Below are 23,216 nucleotides of genomic sequence, written 5' to 3'. Positions count from 1 at the left end.
AGTAGCAAACGAACCCTTAGCCCTCACCTGATTCATGAAAAAGCCCGCCATCTTGGTAGTTGACGACGACCCGCAAGTGCTCGCGGCCATCAGCCACGACCTGCGCCGCGAGTTTCGGCAGGATTACCGCATTCTGAGCGCCAACTCGGGCCCAGAAGCCCTAACGACCCTTGACGAATTGCGCGCCCGCGCCGAGCCGCTGGCTCTGGTGCTAGCCGACCAGCGCATGCCCGAGGTTGAAGGCGTGGAAGTACTCGCGCATGCGCTGGCGCTTTTCCCCGAGGCCAAACGGGCGCTCCTCACGGCCTATGCCGATACCGCGGCGGCCATTCAAGCCATTAATTCGGCCCAACTCGATTACTACCTGCTCAAGCCCTGGGACCCGCCCGAGCAGCTGCTATACCCGGTGCTGCACGACTTGCTGGCGAGTTGGCAAGCCACCTATCGGCCGCGGTTTGCGGGCCTGCGCCTCATTGGGTTTCAGTGGTCGCCGCTCTCGCACGAGCTCAAGGATTTTCTGAGCGGCTACCTGGTGGGATACCAGTGGCTCGATATTGAAAAGGACGCAGAAGCCGCTACCCTGCTGGCCACCACGGAGTTCACAGTTGATGAGCTACCCGTTGTTATCTGCCCTGATGGGCGGGTAGTGGCCCAGCCCGACAAGCTCGACCTGGCCCGGCACCTCGGGCTATTGGTTGCGGCCCAGCAAGAACTCTACGATGTGGTCGTTATCGGGGCCGGGCCGGCCGGGCTGGCGGCGGCCGTGTACGGCGCGTCGGAGGGGCTGAAAACGCTCATTATCGAGCGGCAAACGCCCGGCGGGCAGGCAGGCGCCTCGTCGCGCATCGAGAATTACCTGGGGTTTCCCACTGGCCTCAATGGTTCCGAACTGGCGCACCGCGCCTGGTCACAAGCCATTCGCCTAGGTGCCGAATTTATGGCCCCGCAGGAAGTATTGGACTTGTGCGTGCAAGATGGCTACAAGGTATTGACAATGAGCGACGACACTACTATCCGCGCCCGCGCCGTAGTTCTAACAACGGGTGTCAGCTACCGCAAGCTCGACGCGCCGGGCCTCGACCGCCTGAGTGGGGCCGGCGTGTACTACGGGGCCGCCCGCACCGAGGCGCGCAGCTGCGCGGGCCAGCCGGTTTACATCGTGGGCGGGGGCAATTCGGCGGGCCAAGCCGCCATGTACCTCGCTACGTATGCCGCGCGGGTGTTCCTCGTCATTCGAGGCGCCACGCTGGAAGCCAGTATGTCGGCCTACCTGATTACGCAAATCAGCCAGACGCCCAACATCGAGATTCTGCCCCACACGCAGATTATAGAAGCCTGCGGGGGCCAGTCGCTGGAGGCCGTAGTGGTGCAGCGCGACGGCCAAGCACCCGAAAAGCACCCGGCGCGGGCGCTATTTATCTTCATCGGGGCCAAGCCCAGCACCGAGTGGATTTGTCACCTCGCCATTTGCGACCCCAAAGGCTACCTCCTCACCGGCCGCGACCTCGTGAGCGACCTACGCTACAAAGAGTCCTGGAAGAAAGACCGCGAGCCCTACTTGCTCGAAACCTGCGTACCCGGCCTGTTTGCCGCCGGCGACGGTCGCGCCGGCGCCATGGCCCGCGTGGCCTCGGCCGTGGGCGAAGGCAGCATGGCTATCAAGTTCGTTCACCAGTATCTCAACGAATAATCGGGCAGCTACTCCTTATCCTTTGATTCAGTAGGAGAATGATTAGAAAGTGCTTTACTTAAGTAGCAGTCTTTTGTGTTTTTGCGCTAACTACCGGCTTACTACTTAATAGTATAAAGCCTCTCTTCAGTGAGTGAAATAAGTGGCTTTAGGCCATTCAGAATGGGTAGCGGTAAGTGAAGGGCAGTGCTACCGATTTCTACTTCTGGGCACCGACCGAATTAGGTCTCGTCACTCAGTATTATATAGGTCACTCGTACTGCGCTTATCAGCTACTGGTAAGCGCTCATAGAGGCGTTGCACTTGCTTCTGATTGAAGGTCCCCCCACGTGGGGCCATAAAGCCGAGGGCATTCAATTCCCCCGCCAGCTGCCGAAAGCTCACCCCCTGCGCCCGGCGGGAGGCAATAAAAGCCGCCGTTTGCCGCAAGCCCGGGTGCTGCTGCAGGTGGGCTCGTCGCACGAGCAGACTCTGCTCTCGCGCCGCAGCTGTCAGATTAGCTGGCGTACCCAACTGCGCACCCCGCGCCTTCTTGGCGGCAAGTGCATCTTTGGTGCGCTTCGAGATAGTCTCGCGCTCGTGCTGGGCGAGCACGGCGAAGAGACCCACCGTAAGGGTGTTCGCATCGGGCATGTCGCAGCACACGAAATCCACCCCCGAGTCACGTAGGGCAAAGATGAAACTGGCATTGCGACTGAGTCGGTCGAGCTTGGCAATGAGCAGCACCCCACCGGCGGCGCGAGCCGCCGCCATGGCCGCGAGCAGTTGGGGCCGCTGATTCTTCTTGCCACTCTCGACCTCGATATACTCGCCTTGCGGCTGGCCGCCTTTCAGGAAGCTGACCACCGCGGCTTGCTGCGCTTCGAGCCCGAGCCCAGAGGCTCCTTGCTTCTGGGTCGAGACGCGGTAGTAGGCAAAATAGGCAGACATGACAGACCAAATCGTGATTTGAAGCGAAGATAGCCCTTATAGTCATTTGTTAAACGTACGTTTAACTTTTGTGACAAACAGGAAAAGTAGGGTAGTTTTGTACCAATGACCAAGTTTGTCGCCTACTTCCGGGTGAGTACCGTCCGCCAGGGCCAGTCCGGTCTTGGGCTCGAAGCCCAGCAGGCAGCGGTACAGAATTTCTTGCGTGGCGACGCGCAACTGGTGGCCACCTTTCTAGAAATCGAGAGTGGCAAGAAAAACGAGCGACCCCAATTAGCGGCGGCGATTGCCCAGGCCCAGCGGGAGGGGGCGGTACTACTGGTGGCCAAGTTGGACCGCCTCGCTCGGAACGTGGCTTTTCTCGCTACCCTTATGGAAGGTCGGGTGCGCTTTCAAGCGGTCGACCTGCCGGCGGCCGATGAGTTCACCTTGCACATCCTGGCGGCAGTGGCCCAGAAAGAGGCGTCGGCCATCTCTACTCGGACTCGGGATGCGCTTGCCGCTAAGAAGGCTCGCGGAGTGCAATTAGGTACCCCGGCTAATTTGACCCAGGCCGCGCGCGAGAAATCTTGGGCCGCGATGACCCAGAATGCGCAAGAGAATTTGAATAACCGGCAAGCCGCGCAACTGGCTGCGTTGCTGCGGGCCACGGGAGCCACGCTGCGCGCTATCGCCGAGCAGCTTAACCAGTCAGGGTACCGCACGCGGCACGGGAAGGCATTCCACCCTATGGGCGTGCAGCGTTTACTGCCCAAACCGGCCCGGTAAGCTATTGTACGTGTAGCAAGGCTTCCTTTATAAGATATAAAAAAACTCAACCGTTCCTAAAACAGGACTGCCACGCTGAAAGCCGTTAGCCCTTCTAATTGTCAGTTTGTTGCGCTCAAGATGCCACTTGAGTTGAATGGACGTTTAACGTGTGTAAAATAAGATCTATTTAGTATTCTAATAATAGCAAAACCCTTGCTAGGTAGCGATAGCTTTTTTGAATTCTCTAAAATGAACTGTTAGCCTGCTGTACTAACACGAGTCTATTGGGACTTAATGGCTCTGCCTCATTGAGTCAACCGCCTAAAATATAATGAGCCATTGTTTTGTGAGACAAGAAAATGGGACGTAAAAGGTGCTTCTTAGTAGTGCATTTCCCAGCCTAGTAAAGTGTCAGCTAAAACGACCGTATTGCGAAACATAATAAGTATGCTTTCCTATACATCTCACAATTGAAGTATGGCATGCTTTCTTACCATACAAAAGTGATATTTACTTATTTTTAGGACTTATAATGTTTGACAGAATAGAATGGTATGAATATGCGAAGCGACTTTATATATATTGAATATTTAATAAGATAAGGTGGGAAAGAATCCTGGTCGGTCTGTTTCAGGATTACTGCCAAAATTGATAATATTGATTTTCTCCCCCTTTGGTAATAATGGTTCTTTGTTTTCAAAGACAATTATTTGGTCACTAGCGAAGTCACGTGATAATTCACGAAATATATAATTTTGGATTCGATTAATATCCTCATATTTTTTAGAATTTTCTCTATAATTTGTGATTGGCGAATCAAGTATTAACATTCGAGTGTGTGGTAGTGATTTTCGCTTGCAATATTTCATAAGAGAAACCATAAAGGCAGAACGGGTAATTGCTCTAAGCCCTTTGCCATCAGCTTTGCGGTCTTTTCCATTTATTGTAATATCAATGGTGTTATAATTAAATGTAACAGGACCATCGCTTATACCCCATGACTTCAATAGTGATTGCGTCTCCGTGCAAAATTCATTGACTTCATCTACTGGTAACTCTTTGTTTTCATTCTGCTTGTTGGGCTTTTCCTTCGATTGAGGAGCGCACTGCTTACGCATTTCGATTAAGCTATTTAATCGGTTCTCAGTGGATTCATATAAAATGGAAGCAGAATGTTGTTGCTGAAGAAATTGTATTTCAGACTGTAATTCTTTTATTTTAGGAATAAAAGTATCTGATATCAATAGCGCAGCTAATTTGAATGAACGAGTAAGTGAAAGAAGGTTGGCAGTTAATGCTTCATGCTCCCTATCCACCTGCTTGATAGTGTCTTGTAAGTCCTGTAACTGTGCGGTTAGTTTTTCAAATTCACTCTTGCATGAATTATATAATACTTCAGGTGCAATTGAATTTGCTATGCATGCCTCATGACGGGCGTACGCGGTTAATGGATTAAAGCAGAAAGGGCAGCTTGTAAATTCTAGTTGTTCAATTAAGTAACTTCCTTCGCTTATAAAGTCTAGACGCTTAATATCTGATTCGTAGTGCTGTTTTAATACTTTGAATCTGTTGAGAAGCTCAACTCGTAGTGTGATTTCAGATTCAATGCTGTTAGCCTGTTGCGATAATTCTCTGCGCTCTAATTCTAATGAAGAAGTTTGATTTAAATTATACTCAAGTTCCTCTGATTTAGCTTTAATCTTGCTTTCCGTATCTTTGTTATCCCCTTCTTTTGCTAAAGATGCTAACTCTATAGAAGTGGTTTCAATTAGCTCTGATAGTAGATTGTATTTAGCATTATTACTTGTAAAGACTTTTTCATCCTTGATTTTCTTAAGTCCAGAATCATCTTGTCCGGATAGCAGGAATTTAAATAATGAAGTTGATAAGGTCTTCGTGGTATTTTGACCCAGCCATGTTGGAGATCCTTCTTCGAGTATCTCCGTTTCGCTTACAATAAAGAAATGCCGTATTGTTCTAAAAGAAACAGCTACGGTTTTGTTATTTTGATTACTTTTAGCGCGCACAGATTCTGCGCCACATATAGATAGTATGAAATCAGCTAATGATAAACCTGCTTTTTCACTACTTTTTTTGGGAAGTATTTTTCCTACTAGCTGATTTCTATCTGCTAATTGATTAAAAGTTGAATAATAAATTATAGGATTAGTATCTGCGAATTCTCTTTTAATCAAGATAGGGCCATATAAGCTATTCTCTATTTCAAGATAAAGCGTATCGTAGTTTTTGCTTTCAGGGGTTTCCTTGGGCCAATCATTGCCACCTAATAGGAAATTAATTGCTTGAAATATATAAGTTTTACCTGTATTAGATGCGCCAGTTATAACATTGAGGCCATCGGAAAATTCAAGACTAGCTTGTGGGACATCCGCACCTGTTGCAATAATTCGCTTAATTTGAAAGCCGATATTATCTCTGTTAACTAATTCCATGCCTTTACTCCTTAATATTGAATGGCTTTAAATTCGTTGCCCCAAGAGGTTAAATTTAATTTCATGAACTCATTGATTTGATTTGAATTCATATTATCAAATTTAAGTTTTAGCCATTCGGCTCTTGTGTATAGGCCCAAAGCATATTCCGATTTCAGGTGCTTGAGAAAATGCTTTGTTAAAGGAGAGGCGCTGAAAGTGATGCCATCATTAGACAAATGCTTGCTGAGTAATTCTTTAGAAAACATCAACGCTAATCCTGCTTCTAATATTTTTCTTCTCACCAGCCATTCACCAGTTCTATAGGGCATTGCAGCGTGGAGGCTAGATGGTCCCCCGGCATCTGCTGAGTGGACAAGCAAATAGTCCATATAGAGTAGATGCTTTATGTCAAATGAGCGTGGGTGAAAAACATTAAGTATATAGAGTAGCCTTATACCGACCTCAACAGGATGGTTAAATGGGCGTTCTAGCTTTGCTTCATCTACCATTTTGAACCCAAGATTGAATGCGCCCTTCGTTGACTAAATGGTGACACATGCCAGCACGATCATCGGGCGTAAGTTGTGGTTTTAGAATGCTACTATCGACAGCGAGTTGTACAGCACTGTCACATACATTTATCATTCTTTCGAAACCTGTATTGCAAGGGCGACAAAAAGAATGAAAAGTGCCTCTTTCGAAGTCTGTTAGCAAAGAGTCAAAATGACTGTTATCGGGAAAATTATCTCTAACAAACTCTTTTAACGTTTCAACCGAATAAAAACTAATACGAGAGTTCTCAAAATGCTTTTTAAGCATAGGATAAGCGCTAAAACTCTCAATTTTAAATGGTTTTATATTAGCATGTTCTCCATATGCTTCAAGTATACATTTGATATACCTTACTTCTTTCTTATCGTCTATATTCGCAGGTGGAGTAATTGGCGTTGGTCGAGCTTTTACTGTTATGCCAAATACATATGGGTGAAATCTAGTATTTGAATGTTCTGTAATAAGACGGCTTGGGCTTAGTGTCTTAACGATTGAAAAATCAAAGTTGTCTACCCAATCTTTTAGCGGGCCAACCAACTTACCCGGTATATTTTTTCCAACTTTACCTACACATTTTTTGTCCCACTTGTCAATAAGTTCTTTTTTAAGATTTGACGGTTTGTCAATCAAATCTTGTAGCGAATTGCCAACTCCTTTGCACGTGACTATATAGTAGTTATTTGGTATAGGATAATCTCCTATAAATGAAAAATAACATACTTTGGCGAGTTCCTTCCAAATATCCTCGGGTGTAACCGGTGTATCATAATGTTTGCATTGGTAGATATCACACTCTCTGACGGGCGAATTTGAATGATTAAGCCAGCCAACTACGTCTCTCCCCTTATCCCCGGCACCTCCACGCCATTGAACTTCACTATACTTTTGTGACACATGGCCTTCAACCCATTGTAGCACAAATATTTCAAATTCTTCCGGAGAGAAAATGCTAAGCCTTTTTATAGGTTCTATGTAGGCTCCTGGCCCCATTAGCCTGTTTAGATTGCCGCCAGGCCAAGGGGGTGCAACAGGTACAGGAGCAAACTGAGTCGGTACAACTAGCATATCAAAGTCGTTGTTGAAAATAAAGTTAAGACTGTCTGTATCAAGTAAGGGGCATTCTATATGAAAGCGATAACGACCATTCGTTGAGCATATAAAATAAGCCCCCTATCTCCATATAGTAGTTGGCAACGTATTTCTTCACGGCTTCAGATAGTCGTTCGGTTAAGGCTAAGACAGGGGCGAGGCTAGTTGGTCATTTTAAGCACGAGCGTTTGCAAAATGATCAACCTTTTGCGCTAGCTGCCAAAGAGCTTGTCAAGTTTCTCTTCTGTCATACTTGCGTAGCTTGATACACAACCGCATGTGCAAGGCCTGTTATTAAAGGTTATTCCCTTTTCAAATAAACCTCCTGCACGTAAGGCATTGTTAAGTGCACCAACCGCCTCACTGAATCGATCAACGCTTGCTGCGTTTGGTCTAGCCCTTTTAGGGTTATCTAATACGATTTTCTTTAAATAAGGAAGCATTCGAACACTGCCGCCTACATTCCTTAGTACACAGTGTTGCTGAAAAGCATACCTGTCGTATCTGGTTTGTAGTTCTTCAAAAGAATTGAACCAACGCTCGTTGGATGGTGTGTCCGTGCTCCAACGTATGGGATTGTCTTTTGTCATCCATACAGTAGGTGCCCAATCCTGTTCTAGTAACGATAAGTCGAAGCATAATAATACTGGCCCATACTTATTGTAATTACTGCTTCTTGCGTGAATATCGCAGGAATCGAAAAATAAATCATACCATATCCCAAGTTTTCTATCTAGCCTATCCGAAGGTTGGGTAGTTTGGTCCAAACTCCTTTCGTGCACTGAGCCACGGGCCAGTAGATGGCCTGTGCGGAAAAAAGTGCAGGTCGTACGTACTGTATTAGCATGGTATAGGTATTCTACGCCTTTTTCACGCATAAGCGCTACAACATCTTTACTTGAAAGCTCCATAAAGGTCAGTTATTTATATCTTCTTAAGATGCCAAGCTAAGTAGCGAATGTCCTGCCACTTAATAAGATTATTTATAAGTCGAATATAGATATAACTATGAAAAACATCCGTTTGCTTTCTCACGCCTTCGTGCTTAGTGTCATTACTAGCGGGTTGGTATGTGGCAGTTTGAGCTACTAGTAGGCGCAGCCATTGTATTGCAAAAGGTCTCAAGGTAGCTATTACTAACCATGAGACCTTGTGTACTGAGACAAAGTATCAGTGTATGATGAAGCCTTAGGAGAACATTTGTACGTTTCAAATAATCGTACCTGAAAAGGCTCCAAGCAATGTGTAAAATTTTGCTACTTTTATTTGTGACAAATATTGATAAAGTATTGATTATTAGTATTCAAAGACCAGGTATCAATCCTTGAGCATGAAATTACCTAAAATAAAGTTGACTAAGAAAGTATTTTTTTCGCCCATATGCTTATGCTCGGCATCTCAGCGAGCTTGTTGGGAGTAAAGACAAAATTTCCTTATTAGTAGATTAGGTGATTGGTTTGATTGAGCTTAAATAGTCTTAGGTGGTTTCTTGCTAATCACAACTCTTCACAAGCGCTGAAACACTAACTGTTGCCGTAGCAGCAGTGATGTCATTATCATTGTTGACGCAGATGTAGATACGGCGCGTGTTTGGCGCTAGTAAAATCTCGCGGGTTTCTGCGCAGATGTTAGCGGCTTGCCGATAGCAAGGCTTGCCCGAGATAGTCCCCTTGGTCTGCATAAATTCTTGCGCGGCGGCTAGGTCCGGCACGATATACCAGTGGCACTTCGTGCTAGCTACCGGACTTGCAGTTGCCCCCTGGCTTAAGGAACGCGCACCGGTGCTCAGCATACTGGCTAAGGTTGTCGTCGGGCTGAAGTACGCCGCCCCTAAGGCGAGCGCACTATCCCACGAGATGAGGGGGGCACCTTCATCCCGAATGTCTAACCGGTAAACGACGCCCGCCGTATTGGCGGGTAAGTCCACCGGAAATACTTGGCGGCTGCTTCCGTCATTGTAGTACGAGTGCAACTTGCCCGTGCTCAGCGCTAACGCCTCTTGATAAGTGAAGCGGCACGTAATCAGATGTCCATCTTCTGCCCATCGTTGTGGCTCGGTCTGCAATTTTCCTTGGGCGTAAGTTCCGCGTGACTCCAGGCCACCTGCTTCATACCAACTAGTACAGAGTCCGTGCGGCTGGTCCGGCTGCTCCTGCGTCAGCTTTCCTTCCCACTGCTTTTTCCAGGAGGGGTAGTAAAAATCTCGTACCGTACCGATGGTTTTACCATCCTTGGCGTGATGAGCGACTCGAGCGTAGCTGCGGTCTTCCGGCAGGGTAGTACGCTCCCAATCTCTATCAAAATAGACGGTATCAGCCGGGGGAATGGGGGGAGCGGTTGCTTTGCGCTGAGCAATTCCGGGTAGCGCGAACCCGATAAATAACGTAAGAAGGGGTAATTGTTTGAGCATAGATAGCAACTACTTAGTTTTTAATTTATCAAGGATGGCATGGCCGCTAGTGCCTGAATTCCGCGGCTGTGCAGGGTGCCACAGGAAGCAAAAAAGCCGCCGCACAGCTCCTTCACGCCACACCCTTCACAGGAAGGCAAATACACGTTTTTCCAGTCCGAAATAGAGCGCCGGGCAAATTGCCACAACTGGTCGGGTAGTAAGCAGAGCTGATGGTTGTAAATGGAAACGTGTAGCTGGTGCGCGGCCAGGAACTCGACGGCGTCAGTCAACTCCGGCACATAGTCCACCGGGTCCAGCCAGAGCTTGTCCCGGTTATGGGGCGTATACCCCGTGTTTTCCAGGCCCATGAAGGTGATATGCTCGACAAAGGGAAAGTTGCGGTAGATGAACCGGGCCAGCTTGCCGAGCCGCGGGACGGTGAGGCGGTGCACCACGACGCGAATCTCCACTCGTTGCCCAATGGCCGCGAGTTCGTGCAGTCCCCGCACGGTTTGGTCAAAGGCTCCTTTAGCCTGGACGACATAGTCGTGCAGCGGTGCGTGATCCGCGTAGAGTGGGATGCCTAACATCAACTGGGGCATGGACAGCTCGCCGAGCCGCTGCGTAAACTCTCGCCAAGCAAAGCTGCGCCCGTTCGTCAGGCAGTGCAGTTCCGTCGTGGGCAGGTGCTGCTTGCAGAGCTGCAGCAGTTCCCAGAAGCCGTCGCCCAATAGGGTAGGCTCGCCCCCCGTAATACCTAATTCGGGACAGGAGTTCGGAATTAGTGGGATAACTTGCCGGTAGAGCTGAAGCAGATAGCCCGTATCGTCGCGGTCCTTTGGGGGCTGCGAACACATCAGACAATTGCTATTGCAGCGTTCGGTAGCCAGCAGGAAGTTCTGGGCCGAGTCAGCCCGGTACTGCCGGATAAGCTGTCCCGACGGGGCCAGGGAGACGACGTCGCCTTCCGCCAACTGCTCACTATTGAGCAGGTGGGTAAGGCCGGGACCCGTCCATGCCGCTGGTAAGGCCGGGGCTTCGGTCAGCACCGCCCCATAAGTGTCGGTGACCGGGCAGGTAATTCCCGCCTCCTGCACTAAGAAGTGCGTAGGACCGGTGTTTCCTGTGTGCCGGGTGATAGTTCCGACTAGGGGCTGCTCGAATTGATGAGCAATTCCACGTAAACGCAGCATGAGAAGCGGTTAAGTAAAGTCAGCTACCCAACTCCGAAAAATGGCTTCAATGCGCGGATCGGCATCCATCAATTCGAACAGGTAGCGAATGATTTCCATATTTTTCTGACAGAACACGCTCGTTGGCCGGTGCCCGTACATATCTCCCTGTGTGGCGTGGTGCAGCACGGGATCAGCGCCACAGTAGGGTTGAAAGGCACACTCCGAGCACCCGGCCAGCGCCTCATTGGCCCAGGCGCCGGCAATCTCGCGGGCTTTTGGTCCGTAGAAGAGCTCTTCGTAGGCGTGCGTATCGAGGTGCCCCAGCTTAAAGGTCACATCGCCCATTTCGGCCAGCATGCGCGCCTCATCCGAGGCATACACGGCGCCATCGTAGTTGAATACTACCACGCTATTGACCAGTCCGGCAGGCGATTGCAAGTCTACGTAGCCGACGGAAAAAGGCGTCAGAATTTTGCGTAGAATGATGGTGGCATAATCCTCGCGCAGAAAGTGCCCCCGGAAATTGTAATCGAGGATATGCGCTAGGGCCGTTTTGTAGAACGTCAGGAAGGCATCAGTGGCGTACTTGTTCTTGCGGTCGTGCCGCAGGGCAAAGCCATAGGGCGAGATGGGCCGCAGAAACACGTTGGCAAAGCCCTGCGCCACGTACTCATCGACAATAGCCAGCGGATGCTCCAGCGACAAGGTCGAGGTCGTCATCAAGGCTGACACGCGGTCGTAGCCCACGACTTCCCGCGCCCGGGCAATCCCCTGGATGGTCAGCTCGTAGCTATTGCGCTTGGGGCGGTGCCGGTTGGCGTTATGAATAAAAGCGGGACCATCCAGCGAGGTAGAGAGTAAGATGTTATGCTGCTGGCAGTAGAGGAGTATTTCGTCGGTGAGTACGGCTAGATTCGTACAAATAACGAAGGTGATCTGCTTATCGTGGCGCACGGCGAGCCGCTCGGCTTCCTCCACCCCGTATTGAATGACCTCAAAGGCGAGCAGCGCTTCTCCACCCTGAAACTCCATCGTCACGTGCGGATTAGGCGAACGCATCATGTGCGCAATGCCCTGATCGAGGTGGTGGCGCGCCATATTGAAGGCGTTCTTATCGGCCGTGACGCGCGACACCTGACAATAGTGGCAGGTATGCTCGCACCGGAGCGTGACGACGAAGATGTGCAGGGCCGTGAAGTGTTCTAGAAACGCCTTCTTCGTCCGGTAGCGCGTGGCCAGCACGTCCAAGAGTGGTAGCTCCGGGGAATCCGTAATAAAGAAGCCCGCCAGCAGGTCGGCGTACAGGTCCGGCTCCTCGGCATACGTCAACTGCCGCCCCACAACGCGGGCCACCGTACCCCGGGGTACCAGCAAGTAGTCACCGACTTCGCTTACCAGCAACTCCTTCTCGGGTGTGAGCACGTGGAAGCGGAAGGGCAGTAGGGTGTAGGACCCAGCGGGAGCGTAAACCGCCAGGTCCTTGAATTTGCGCGTTGCGCGCTCAAGCGTGGGCTGCATCAGGGCGCGGGAGCTAGGGGATGGAAGCCCACTGGGTCGGAGATGGGAGCCGTTAAGGGCTGCGGCGGGGCGTAGTGGGCGAAGGCTTTCGCCACGAGCAGTTCGCGGATGGGGCGTGTTTCCTCGGCAATCAACTCGCGCAGGCGAAAGTCTAGTAAGTCGTTGTGCACTTGGTGCTGGAGCGCCGTGACGTCAACTGCTACGTGCTCTTTCGCCACCAGCCGCACCTGCGTCTGGTGGTTGATGCCCGGCTGAATAGTTACCTGATAATCGCGGGTGTACCAGTAAAAGCATTTGTGCAGTGTCGCCTCGCTGAAAGTTTGGGCGTCCACTACCACCTCTAGTCCGTTGGATAGTAGTTGTACCTGCATAGCACCTTATTCCTGTAACGCGCTAATGGTCTGCGGACCTACTATCCCATCGGCGGGAAGCTGATGGGCCGCTTGAAAATCTTTCACGGCTGCGTTGGTAGCTAAGCCAAAGACCCCGTTTGCGCTCACCTCGTAGCCGACGCTAATGAGCAGCTGTTGCAAGGCCGTGACATCCAAGCCACGGTCGCCAAGCTTCAGGACCCGGTCACCTAGCGCATGAGGAGTCGTGTTGATAGAGGGATAGGTAGTAGTTGGCGTACTGGACCGATGGGGCGTCGACAGGGTTGGGGTCGTGAGAGACGGACTGGAGTAGGATGGAGAGGAATAAGAGGGCGTACTGCTGCTACCCGAGGAAGGTGAGTAGTTTGAGGACGAGTAGTGCGAACTATGGGAACTGTGCGAAGAATGGGAACTATGCCCCCCAGAGGACGAGTAGTGTGAACTATGGGAGCTGTGCGAGCGGTGCGACGTGTGCATCATCGCTTTGCTAGCTAAAGGATTCGCCCGATTCAGCTTAAGCACAAGTTGCGGCTTGTAGCGCATGCGGCGCAGCCGCGTAACGAAGTCCTCATCCAGTGGCAGCACAGTGCCCTTAGTAGGCGTCGCGGCGTGCGCGTGGCTATTGGTAAAAGCCAGTAGCCCGGTATACAGAATGAGCAGGGTCTTCGTGAAAAGATTGTTGCGGCCAGTTTCAATGTGGTCTAAGTTGTCTTCCATAGTGGGGAGTAGATAGGGAAGGCTAAATGTAGTGGCTTTTGCTTAAATGTTTCAGCTTAGTTAGCTTACTGCAAAGGCATTATGAAAAATATCTAAGTAAGCCTAATAATTGTACTAGGCAAGTAGCACGCCACCCGAGCTTTACGCTTGCTAGTAGACATAACGCAGACACTGTGTGGCTTACCTTCGAACCGTACTCTATTTTTAGCTACTTCCCTATGCTCGTTACGTTCCGCTCTTTTCTCCACCAGTTGCTAGACTACCACGATGGGGGCCAAACGCCGGCTGAGCGAGTGCTGGATGGTATCCTGCTCACGTTGGTCAGTCTCAATGCTACCGCCGTAGTACTCGATTCGGTAAAGGTGTTGGACCAACAGTATCACGCCTTGTTCGTGGGAGTAGAACTCGTGTCACTTTATGTGTTTACCCTAGAGTACTTGGCGCGGGTATGGTCCTGTGTAGAAGACCCGCGTTACCAGCAACCATGGCGTGGCCGGCTGCGCTTTATGTTGACGCCGCTAGCCTTGATTGACTTACTGGCCGTCTTGCCGTTCTTCCTGGCCTTCGGCGGGTTGAACTTGCGATTAGCTCGACTGTTGCGCGTGGTACGAGTACTCAAGGTAGCCCGCTACGTCAAAGCTCTTCACCTGATTGAGCATGTCATTCGGCGCAAGCGGACGGAATTACTCGTGGCAATGGGTGTCATTGGGGTGATGCTCCTACTGGTCTCCACCTTAATGTACGCCATCGAGAGTGAGGCGCAACCTGATAAATTTGGCAGCATTCCCGACACGATGTGGTGGGGGGTGGCCACGCTCACCACTGTGGGGTATGGTGATGTCTTCCCAATTACGCCAGCGGGTAAAGTGCTCAGTAGTATTATCGCCGTACTTGGCTTAGGCCTATTTGCTATTCCCACGGGTATCCTTGCTTCCGGATTTAGTGAGCATTTGCAGGAGCCATCTACCGACACCAACAGCTTCACTTATTGTCCGCACTGCGGGAAAAAGCTTGGCTAGTTTTAGTAAGACTCCTATCCACTATGTCAAAATTACCAGTTGGGCAAACGGAAGCCGTTTTGTTGCGGGCGAGATATACTTTGTATGTCACCGTCTGCCACAAATTGCCACATTTTGTGTTAAAGTGCCACAATTGAGAATGAGCTAGTTACTAAAATTAAATTTTGGTGACTGCACCTTCTTTTCCTTGTGTTACGTTACTTTGCAGTGTAAAAACAAGGGCCGCACCTTCCGGCACGGCCCAAGTCCTACTTAACCCAATGAGAGAAGCCCGCCGCGATAGCAGTTCCTCCCATTAGAAGCCAGAGAAGCCGCAATGCAAGCTTATCTGACATGCGGAGTTTAAGCCCAAGCTCAAACTCCGATTTTGCACGTTCCTTTTTCATTTTGCCGATGAAGTAAAGGGGTGGCCGAATCTCCCCCGAACTTCTTGAAGCCCCTTGGTTCGCGAGACCTTGGGGCTTCTCTTTGTAACAGCGCATGGGTCTCGGGGGCTAACCCCGACGTGCCAAGCAAAGATAGGGTATTTGGTAAGTGAGGCAAAGCACCTGAGGTAGCTTGCATTTTTTAAATTAAAGTATCACTTTAATTTATGCTATATAACTAACAGGAATAAAGTTAATTTTAATAAATTAAAGACGTTGCTATTTTAGCTAACCTTAGTTAAAATCAGGTATCGCTAAAAGCGCGTAGCATAACGAGAAGTAGCTATATCGGTAATGAAGCTAGCGGTATGTTGGGCAAGCTGCCCGGGGAAATCCATGGTGTTCTGAAGGCCAGTAAATCGTAGCGCTGCATCGGCTCGAATAGCTTGATTGAGGACAGGCGCTGCTAGGTAATTCGCATACGCACTCGTGAAATGGGGCACCGCACTAGCTAATCGCTGAGCCGAAGGCACGCGGTCGCGCTTTGTTCGCTGGTTGAACTCGCGGTCGACGGGCAGCAGATTCCAGAGTTCATTGATGGGATAGAGGGAGAGCGGCACGAGATGGTCTAAGTCGTAGTGTTGCGGCTGCGTCAGGAGCTTTTGCGTCCAGGGACAAGTAAACACGACGTGTTCCTGCAACAAAATGTCGATTTGGTTGCGCTCCCACGTAAGTGGTCGGCGATTATCTGGGCGAGCGGTCAGCAGCGTGTAGATAGCCCCGCGGGTCGTAGCGTCAGTTGACACTTGAGCAACCCCTTCCGTAAAGAGACTCCACTCGTGAATGCATAGTGCTTCGACGTAGAGGGAGAGGCGGTGGAAGGCCTGCCATAAGGAAGCAGTGATCAGCACGCACATATCCGTAGGCAGGCTACCGGGCAGCGCCAGCGTTGCAGGGGGCAACTGCTGGAGCTGTGTAGGCAGCGGGAAGATGCTCCACTGAGCAGGCCCCGCGTAACGGATAGGCATTTTAATCGCCGTGGCGATGGCGGCAATGGCTTGATTATAGGCGCGAACTAAAGAGGCTGGATAGGTCGCCCGCCGGCGCGGCGTACGCATCTCGGTGAGCAGGAAGAAGCCATCCGCAGCTTCGGGAACCAGCAACAGCGCGCGCTGCCACTCCGCGCGCAAGTGGGTTAGCGCAGGGCGGAAACTCACGTCGTGGCGTTGACTAGCGCCACGTTGAGCCCGGGCCCCTTGGTAGATGGGCTGCTGCTCATCCATGAAGGGCCAGTAATAAGCCACCCACAATTCGGCTAGACGGACCAGCGGAACCGCCACCGATTGGTTGTACTGCGCCAGACCGGGGTACGAGAGGACTAAATCATTGAGCGCCCGCAGAAGCGCTATTTTGTAGCTAGTGGTCTTGTTATCGTGCTTGAGGATAGTGGCGATCAGCTGATCACCGGCGAGTGGCGGCATGCGTGTAAAGCTAACTGACTACCCCTGCTAGTACAGGATAACGAGTCCTGTCTATTGACCTGCCTCACGCCTAAAAGTGACAAGATAGCCAAACCTGCTTAGCTAGGAAGAGTAGGTGCCAGCGTTGCCGCAGAGAGCCCAGCCGGTAAGGGTCTCCCTGCTTAGGCAGGCTGCGTCATTCGCCGACGTAAATAAGCCGCTGTTTCCGGGTCCGTGCAATAGACGTAACAGCCCTTCATCGCCCGCGTCAACAGGGTCCGGTAGGTATTCTTGATGACTAGGTCGAGCAGTTCCCGCCCCTCAGCCGTGGCCAATAACCGCTTGCGGCCTTTGACGGTCGTATCGTACTGATCGCGGGCCATCGCGTCCGTCACGACTTCCCCGGCGCGTACCACCAAATCAGGGCCGATAATGACGCCAATATAGTCCAGCTCTAGTCCTTGGGTGGTGTGGATACAGCCGATTTCCGTCACGGAGTCGGGTTCGTTAATCCAGTGGTTGCCGTACTTTGCTAGATTCCAGCGGTGCCGGAAAGTAGGCGAAAGCTGAAAATCCATTTGCGCCGCATCCTTTTTGCTGGTCCACTTCCAGCAGTAGCCCGCGGCCATGCGGGCACGGTTGTTCACCTTGTTTTTCGCGTAGATAAGCTGCTGCAACTCGTCGGGAGAGTCCACGACGCGAAAATCGTAGTCATCGGCCTCGAGCGTCGGATTTGCCGTCTCGCGGATAGCTAAGACGTTGTCGAGCCAGGCCATGTAGGCATCCGAGCCATTGCACCGGAATTGCGCGTGCAGCTCCTTGACATGGACCTGCGCCCCCACCTGCAGCGCCCAATGCCGGATCTCGTCCTCGCTGCCGATATCCTGCACGGCCACGCGCTGGTCCTCATCTAGAAAGAAGATAGTGCAGCGGGCCGAGGCAATCAGTTCCTTGACCTGGTTTTCTCCCAGGTTGCCGTACATGCCGGAGAGCTCATTGAGCCGGTGGGCCTCGTCGACCAGCAGGACGTCGAACGTGTTGGCGGGCGTATTGATAAAGGCGCCAGACCCCACGAACAGCGAGTCGAAGCGCGACCCTCGAATGGTACCGGTGAGCTTGCGCTTGTAGACGTGCCGGGGTGCGGAGTTTTTGCTGACGTACTTGGTATTCAGCGCCTGTTTAGTCAGGGCGACCAGCAGGTTGATAGCCACCACCGTTTTGCCCGTGCCCGGGCCGCCGCGCACGATTAGCACCTGCTTGGTCTCGTTCGTCGCCTTGGCCGCCAGCTTGCGGGCCGTTTCGTATACTACCTTCTGTTCATCGAGTAGAATGAACTCCGGCTTGCCCTTCAGCAAGCCAGCCAGCGCTTCGGCCAGCTGCTTACTGGGCCGAATGCGCCCGCCCTCGATGCGGTACATGATGCCCGAGTGGTCGCCGCGCTGGACGTGCTGCCGGATGAAGTCGCGTAGCTTGGCCGCATCCGATTTGAAGAACAACGGGGCTTTCTCGACGTAGCCGGTGTACTGGCTGCTGGTCAGCTCCCCATTGTCGGGGTGGTTATGCAGATAAGCGCACGGGAGCAGCTTGATGTGCTCCGCGTAGACCGTTTCGTTGAAGCCCTCGAGGTAGGCCGCGTAGGACCACGCCTGGTAAGAGGGGTGGTTGACTTCCTGAATCCCGCGGCCCAGAAAGGTCGTCACGATGCCATCATCATCGGTGGCCGTGGCTTCCGACCACTGCTTGAGCTCAATGATGATGGCTTTGTCGGTACCCGCCTCGTCCTGGCCGGTGAGCACGAAGTCGATGCGCAGCCCCGAGTACGGCAGCTGGTACTCAATGCCAACGCCGCTATCCTCCGGGATTTGACTGTCGCTCAGCACCCGATCCATGTACTGCAGGGAGTTGCGCCAGGAGTTGATTTCGGGTTGGCCCGTGCGCTTACCCAACTTCTGGAGCACCTGTTCCTGAATGATGTTCTCCACGTTGTTGGAGAAGACATCCTCCCGAAACGCGGCTTTGGTTTTTTGGTAGACAATCATGGGCTGCGTTAGCGCGCGTCGTATTTAGTGGCGTTACCCCGGGCTTTGCTGACGGGATACTTTTCGGCGTTGCGGGCCATCTTTTCCAGCATGAGCGCGCGGATGTCCCAGCCATAGTGGTCAGCCAACTGGAAGGCGTAGAGCAACACGTCGGCCAGTTCCTCTTTCACTCGCGCTGGATTGGCCTCGGCGGCGGCTTTCCAGAGGAACTGCTCGTTGAGTTCGCCCGCCTCTACTCCCAGGGCCAGCGCCAAATCCTTGGCATTATGGAACTGCGCCCAGTCCCGCTCGTCCCGGAACTGGCGCAAGGCTACGAGTACTTCTTGAATCGGATCAGCCATTCGGATACGCGCCCCCATGAGCGGGGTCTTCCACAAAGCTACGGCGGAGCCTAGCCCCTCGCCCCCCCTGGTAGACGCGAAAGCCAAGTAGCGTAGCTACTCGGACCAGTGGGCTTGTTCTGGTTGAATAAGCGCTGGCAGGTCGACTGCGGAAGGCAGGTTGAGGCGGTACTTCTGGACAAGCAACTGCTCGGAAACCGCTGGGGAGTAGCAGCTAGTGCTGCATTAGCTGCTACTCCCTGCTCCTTCCTAGCCTCTTACCGGTAAAGTCCGCAAAGGCGGTCAAGTGATTGCCTAGCTTCTCTACTGGGTAGACCCACTCGCAGACCGATGCAGGCGCACTTATACCTGTCCTTTAATGGGGGATAACTCGCTATCTTGCAGCTTATACCAATCAACTATATGATTAAATTACTACTACTTTGGACTGCTTGCTTGGTACCCGCCTGGGGGTTCGCACAAGTTGCGCCGGCGGATAGCCTGCGTCAGTCGCCTACCCTAGAACAGGCACCTACCAGTTCGTATCGCTACGTAAATGCGACCTCGCTCACCCTGCGCTCCTCCCCTACTACCACCGCGGGGGCCGCGGCCACGATTGCGGGAGCGAGCCGGGTGCAACTCCTGCAAGAACGGGCGGATGGGTGGAGTCAGATCCAGGTAGCACAGGCTCGTGGTTACGTCAAGTCCGACTATCTAGTGGAGACGCAAGAAGCCGTAACGGCCGACGTAGACTGGCCGGAGATAGCCGCAGCGGGCGGGGAGACTTATAGCAGCCTCTCCCCTTTGGCTGCTTCGACCGTTGCGCCGGCTCACTCGGCAACGATTCGCCGAGTAGCTCCCAAAGTGACAACCGGCCCGAAAGTGTACGTCTGCGGCAACGGACGCACCGAAGTGTACCATAGCACGGAGTCCTGCGCCGCCATGCGCCGGTGCACCTATCAGACCTTAGTCATGAGCCAGCGCGAAGCCCAGGCGTCGGGCTTACGCGGTTGTATGAAGTGTGATTGACCGAGCGAGGTAAGGCGGTACTACTTCAGGTCGCCCCCTGCCCTGTCACATACTTGGCCACGGTGCTGGCTGAGAGGCTGAGCGCTTTGCTGATAGCGTAGTTAGACAAGCCAGTCGCTTTCAACGTGCGGATCTGCTCAATGACCGCCGCACTCTTGGCGGGCGGTCCTATCTGCGCGCCCTCGGCCCGGCGCCGGGCCATGCCGGCTTTCGTGCGCTCGCTGAGGCGGACGCGCTCTTGCTTGGCCAGCGTAGCCAGCAGGGAGATAATAGCCTCCTGAAACAGGCCGACCGAATCGAGGTATTGCTCCGTGAGCGACTTGTAGCCCACGCCCCAGCCTTGCAGTTGATTCAGGTATTGTAAGGTGGGCAACGCGCCTTCTCTACTGAAACGGTCCAGGCTCCAGAATAGCACTAAGTCGAAACGTCGTTGGTGCGCATCCGCAAAGAGGGCCTGAAACTCGGAGCGCTTTCCCGTCCCACCCGACTCCTGCTCCACGTACTCCTTGTAGACACTATAGCCGTGGGCCTGGGCAAAGCGCCGCAGTTCGGGCAGTTGGTTTTCGGTACTCTGACCTTTATCCTTGGTCGAGACACGAGCGTAGAGGGCGACGGTTGTCATGCCCTGAAGATACTCCAATAAGGGTCAGGAAAATACGGCCCAAAAAAGGGCCTCTACACACTGGAAAGGCATCCTCCAAAACCATCCAATAAGGGCCCGTGGCTGTTGTAGAACTCAGCCGAGGACTTGGCGTGCGGCTACTAGTAACCAAATCAGGCCTTCAACCTGACGAAGATGCTTTTTGCATGTCTTCTTACTAGCCACGACCGCTTATCGAAATAAGTGTTCGAGTTCTGCAACAGACACGCCTCTTTAATAACTGCTTGATGAGCTTATAATGTTAAGCTGTTCTTCGTTTAATAAACGTTGTAAACTCGGCATTACACGACTGGGTTCTCAAAACACAGCTTTCCTGCCTGCTCCTGATAGTGAGCCGAGCTTACCCCAAATTAGCACCAAGGTGCCGCTGATAATGAGTAGCGCGCCCACGCCGGCGTGCCAAGTCAGCTTTTCGCCCAGGAATACGACCGATAGCACGATGGCGATGGCCACGCTGCGCTTATCGACAGGGGCCACCTGCGAAACCTTGCCCAGCTGTAAAGCGCGGAAATAAAATATCCACGACAAGCCGGTGGCTACGCCTGACAAGCCCAGAAAAATAAGATTGGTACGAGTAAGTAGGTGGATTTTCTCCAGGCCGCCCTGGAAGTACACGATGCCCCAGGCTAACAGCAGAATGACTACCGTGCGGATGGCCGTTGCCAAATTAGAATCAACGCCCTTAATGCCAATTTTGGCTAGTATGGCGGTGAGTGCAGCAAACACGGCCGAGAGCAAAGCATAAATCCACCACATAGTCAAGTAGTTAGGCAAGAGTAAAGCAAAAGGCCCTGGCCGGTTCTCGTTGGCGGGACCGACCAGGGCTTAGCACGTAGGCAACAATAACTTATCAACCGTTACCTCCCAAACTCCAGTACCCGGAACGTGCCGGGCAGGATGCTGGGCCGGGGCTTCGGGTTCTCAGTAGTGGCGGCCGGGGTGGGGCCGAGGTCGGCGGTGCAGGTGTAGAGGTGGTGGTTTGTGGGGTCTTCGGCCACGGTGCGGGCTCCTTTAGCGGTGGGCACGGTGGCCACCACGCGGTACTTATCGGGCGTGTCCTGGTGGATGACGGTGAGCGTGCCGTCGCCACCGTTGGTGGTCACAACGTTGCCCGTCGTAGGGTCGAAGGCCGCCCCGTCTACTCCCTTGCCGATGGGCAGTACGGCTACCTGCCGACCGGTTTTACCGTCAGTAACCACTAGTTTTTCGTTGGCACAAGCGCTGAAGAGACGGTTGTTTTTAGCGTCGAACGCTAGGCCGGTGGGCTCCGCGCCGGGGGCTAGCGAGTGGCGGTGCAGCACGGCCAGAGTTTTAGCATCGAACTCAATGACCTCACTCTTATCTTCGAGATTTACAAAAATGTGGCCCTTGCCGTCGGTGGCGGGTACTTCTACGTCGCCGCCTAACTCGGCCATACCCACAGCTTTGCCAGTGTTGGCGTCCAAGACGGTGCTCTTCCCCCCGTCGTTGCTGAAGGCAAACACGCGCTGAGAAAACGCGTCGTAGAACATCGCATCAGGCTTGGGGCCGGTGGGGATGGTGCCGAGGTTTTTTAGCGTTTTCAGGTCAAACTCTACGCAGTAGTTGTTGCGCCCGCAGCTCACGTAGCCGCGGTTCGCGGTGGGCACGATGGCGATGCCGTGCGCAGCGGGCGTGTTGAGGACAGTGCCGACCAGCTTCTTCGTTTTGAGGTCGATGACGTCGGTTTGGGTGCCGTGCGCCACGTAGAGCCGCTCGCCAGCGGGGTCCACTTCCAGAAAATCCCAGCCACCCTCACCGCCAATGGGAATGGTGCGGAGCAGGCGGTAGGGTGCAGTAGCCGTCTGGGCCGGGGCGGCAGGGGCGATGCCGAGCAGGGCGAACGCCAGTGGCGCGGCCAAAAACAAGTTTTTCATTCGTAGAGGGGGGTAAGCCAGAAATATTAAGCGGGCTCTTTGGCCGAAACTGGCTCGGCCGGTTGGGGCCGCAGAGTGGCGTAAATGATTAATGCCACGAGGAGGCCGAGCAAAATGAGCGACGAACCTTGGGTGCCAAAGCCCAGGCCGTTTTTGGCGACGGGCTTAGTGAGTAAATCGCCAAACGTGGCCCCAAATGGGCGGGTAAGCACGAAGGCAATCCAGAACAAAAGCACCGACGAGAGGCGGGTGAAGTAGTGCGCCAGTATCACCAGTACCAATAGGCTACCAATAAGCAGGGCCCCGCCACCAAAACCCAGGCCCGAGTCGTCGGCCAGGAAATCGCCCAGGGCCGTACCTAGGGTGTTGGAAAACAGGATGGCCGTCCAATAGAACCATTCACCACGGCGGGTCGTGATGTCGCTGACGGACAAGGATTTTTCGCTCAATCGCCACGCGCCTAGGACCACGATAAGAATAGTGACCAGCATGGCCGTGCCCGTGGCGTAGCCCAGCCCGAGGGTGCGGTCCATGTAGTCGGACATGGTGGTGCCGGCCGTGCTAGTGGCCAGAATTACGGCCCAGTACAGCGCCGGGAGGTAGCGCTTGGCCGCCAGCTGCCCGGCCAGCGTAACCAGAAAAAAGCCGATAAACAGCAGCGAGCTGAGGCCGTAGCCCACGTTCAGGGTTTGGGCCAGCAAGTCGCCCCCGGTTTCGCCCAGGGTGGTGGCGCAGATTTTCATTATCCAGAACAGCAGCGTAACCTCAGGTATCTTCTTCATGACAAGCTTGCTAGGTGGATTTATCAG

At 52.8% G+C, this 23,216-nt stretch carries 21 protein-coding genes; 4 read left to right on the top strand and 17 right to left on the bottom strand.

The window, feature by feature from the left end:
* Positions 1-34: 34 nt before the first annotated feature.
* A complete protein-coding gene (locus tag JAO77_RS22305) occupies positions 35-1,690 on the top strand; it encodes an NAD(P)/FAD-dependent oxidoreductase (RefSeq protein ID WP_198992755.1) in 1,656 nt (551 codons plus the stop codon).
* Between the two features lie 231 nt (positions 1,691-1,921).
* On the opposite strand, the gene JAO77_RS22300 is transcribed toward JAO77_RS22305, so the two are convergent.
* A complete protein-coding gene (locus JAO77_RS22300) occupies positions 1,922-2,620 on the bottom strand; it encodes a recombinase family protein (RefSeq protein WP_198992754.1) in 699 nt (232 codons plus the stop codon).
* 105 nt (positions 2,621-2,725) lie between these two features.
* Here JAO77_RS22300 and JAO77_RS22295 point away from each other — a divergent pair, with 105 nt between their 5' ends.
* Complete coding sequence (locus JAO77_RS22295) at positions 2,726-3,388, top strand: recombinase family protein (RefSeq protein ID WP_198992753.1); 663 nt, start codon at positions 2,726-2,728, stop codon at positions 3,386-3,388.
* A gap of 572 nt (positions 3,389-3,960) precedes the next feature.
* On the opposite strand, the gene JAO77_RS22290 is transcribed toward JAO77_RS22295, so the two are convergent.
* The 9 genes from JAO77_RS22290 to JAO77_RS24630 form a co-directional block, all read right to left on the bottom strand.
* The gene (locus tag JAO77_RS22290; protein ID WP_198992752.1) at positions 3,961-5,823 is read right to left on the bottom strand and encodes an SMC family protein; all 1,863 of its coding nucleotides are present in this window, start codon (positions 5,821-5,823) and stop codon (positions 3,961-3,963) included.
* 11 nt (positions 5,824-5,834) lie between these two features.
* Entirely contained in the window at positions 5,835-6,314 is a 480-nt protein-coding gene (locus tag JAO77_RS22285) for an ABC-three component system middle component 2 (protein WP_370550329.1), read from the bottom strand.
* A complete protein-coding gene (locus tag JAO77_RS22280) occupies positions 6,304-7,422 on the bottom strand; it encodes an ABC-three component system protein (RefSeq protein ID WP_198992750.1) in 1,119 nt (372 codons plus the stop codon). The genes JAO77_RS22285 and JAO77_RS22280 overlap by 11 nt, the downstream gene beginning before the upstream one ends.
* Positions 7,423-7,658: 236 nt before the next feature.
* Complete coding sequence (locus tag JAO77_RS22275) at positions 7,659-8,357, bottom strand: hypothetical protein (RefSeq protein WP_198992749.1); 699 nt, start codon at positions 8,355-8,357, stop codon at positions 7,659-7,661.
* A 581-nt stretch (positions 8,358-8,938) separates the two neighbouring features.
* The gene (locus JAO77_RS22270; RefSeq protein WP_198992748.1) at positions 8,939-9,856 is read right to left on the bottom strand and encodes a toxin-antitoxin system YwqK family antitoxin; all 918 of its coding nucleotides are present in this window, start codon (positions 9,854-9,856) and stop codon (positions 8,939-8,941) included.
* 20 nt (positions 9,857-9,876) lie between these two features.
* Positions 9,877-11,031 carry a His-Xaa-Ser system radical SAM maturase HxsC gene (hxsC, locus tag JAO77_RS22265; protein WP_198992747.1) on the bottom strand — a complete coding sequence of 385 codons (1,155 nt, stop codon included), beginning with the start codon at positions 11,029-11,031 and terminating at the stop codon, positions 9,877-9,879.
* A gap of 9 nt (positions 11,032-11,040) precedes the next feature.
* Positions 11,041-12,531 carry a His-Xaa-Ser system radical SAM maturase HxsB gene (gene hxsB / locus JAO77_RS22260; RefSeq protein ID WP_198992746.1) on the bottom strand — a complete coding sequence of 497 codons (1,491 nt, stop codon included), beginning with the start codon at positions 12,529-12,531 and terminating at the stop codon, positions 11,041-11,043.
* Positions 12,531-12,902: a His-Xaa-Ser system protein HxsD gene (hxsD, locus tag JAO77_RS22255; protein WP_198992745.1), complete on the bottom strand. Its 372-nt coding sequence runs from the start codon at positions 12,900-12,902 to the stop codon at positions 12,531-12,533. The genes hxsB and hxsD overlap by 1 nt, the downstream gene beginning before the upstream one ends.
* Positions 12,903-12,908: 6 nt before the next feature.
* A complete protein-coding gene (locus JAO77_RS24630; RefSeq protein ID WP_370550331.1) occupies positions 12,909-13,379 on the bottom strand; it encodes a peptidoglycan-binding domain-containing protein in 471 nt (156 codons plus the stop codon).
* A gap of 458 nt (positions 13,380-13,837) precedes the next feature.
* Between JAO77_RS24630 and JAO77_RS22245 the strand changes: the two genes are divergently transcribed.
* Positions 13,838-14,638, top strand: a complete 801-nt coding sequence (locus JAO77_RS22245; protein ID WP_198992743.1) for an ion transporter — start codon at positions 13,838-13,840, stop codon at positions 14,636-14,638.
* Between the two features lie 679 nt (positions 14,639-15,317).
* Here the strand turns inward: JAO77_RS22245 and JAO77_RS22240 are convergent.
* The 3 genes from JAO77_RS22240 to JAO77_RS22230 all read right to left on the bottom strand — a co-directional run bounded on the left by JAO77_RS22240 (position 15,318) and on the right by JAO77_RS22230 (position 18,843).
* On the bottom strand, positions 15,318-16,484 hold the full coding sequence (locus JAO77_RS22240; RefSeq protein ID WP_198992742.1) for a DUF8808 domain-containing protein: 1,167 nt from the start codon (positions 16,482-16,484) through the stop codon (positions 15,318-15,320).
* A 161-nt stretch (positions 16,485-16,645) separates the two neighbouring features.
* Positions 16,646-18,502 carry a DNA/RNA helicase domain-containing protein gene (locus tag JAO77_RS22235; RefSeq protein WP_198992741.1) on the bottom strand — a complete coding sequence of 619 codons (1,857 nt, stop codon included), beginning with the start codon at positions 18,500-18,502 and terminating at the stop codon, positions 16,646-16,648.
* A gap of 8 nt (positions 18,503-18,510) precedes the next feature.
* On the bottom strand, positions 18,511-18,843 hold the full coding sequence (locus JAO77_RS22230) for a nucleotide pyrophosphohydrolase (protein ID WP_198992740.1): 333 nt from the start codon (positions 18,841-18,843) through the stop codon (positions 18,511-18,513).
* Positions 18,844-19,245: 402 nt separating this feature from the next.
* On the opposite strand from JAO77_RS22230, the gene JAO77_RS24625 reads away from it, so the two are divergent.
* Positions 19,246-19,851: an SH3 domain-containing protein gene (locus tag JAO77_RS24625; protein ID WP_370550327.1), complete on the top strand. Its 606-nt coding sequence runs from the start codon at positions 19,246-19,248 to the stop codon at positions 19,849-19,851.
* Positions 19,852-19,876: 25 nt separating this feature from the next.
* On the opposite strand, the gene JAO77_RS22225 is transcribed toward JAO77_RS24625, so the two are convergent.
* The 4 genes from JAO77_RS22225 to JAO77_RS22210 form a co-directional block, all read right to left on the bottom strand.
* Positions 19,877-20,473: a recombinase family protein gene (locus JAO77_RS22225; RefSeq protein ID WP_198992739.1), complete on the bottom strand. Its 597-nt coding sequence runs from the start codon at positions 20,471-20,473 to the stop codon at positions 19,877-19,879.
* A 336-nt stretch (positions 20,474-20,809) separates the two neighbouring features.
* Positions 20,810-21,268 (bottom strand): EamA family transporter, encoded by a 459-nt coding sequence (locus tag JAO77_RS22220; RefSeq protein WP_198992738.1) that lies wholly within the window; start codon positions 21,266-21,268, stop codon positions 20,810-20,812.
* Between the two features lie 101 nt (positions 21,269-21,369).
* Entirely contained in the window at positions 21,370-22,407 is a 1,038-nt protein-coding gene (locus JAO77_RS22215) for a YncE family protein (RefSeq protein ID WP_198992737.1), read from the bottom strand.
* Positions 22,408-22,433: 26 nt separating this feature from the next.
* Positions 22,434-23,189 carry a COG4705 family protein gene (locus JAO77_RS22210; RefSeq protein ID WP_198992736.1) on the bottom strand — a complete coding sequence of 252 codons (756 nt, stop codon included), beginning with the start codon at positions 23,187-23,189 and terminating at the stop codon, positions 22,434-22,436.
* Between the last annotated feature and the right edge of the window lie 27 nt (positions 23,190-23,216).

The sequence above is a fragment of the Hymenobacter sp. BT559 genome (assembly GCF_016427535.1).
Taxonomy (GTDB): domain Bacteria; phylum Bacteroidota; class Bacteroidia; order Cytophagales; family Hymenobacteraceae; genus Hymenobacter.
Note: the sequence above shows the minus strand (reverse complement) of the source record. Positions and strands in the feature narration are given on the sequence as shown.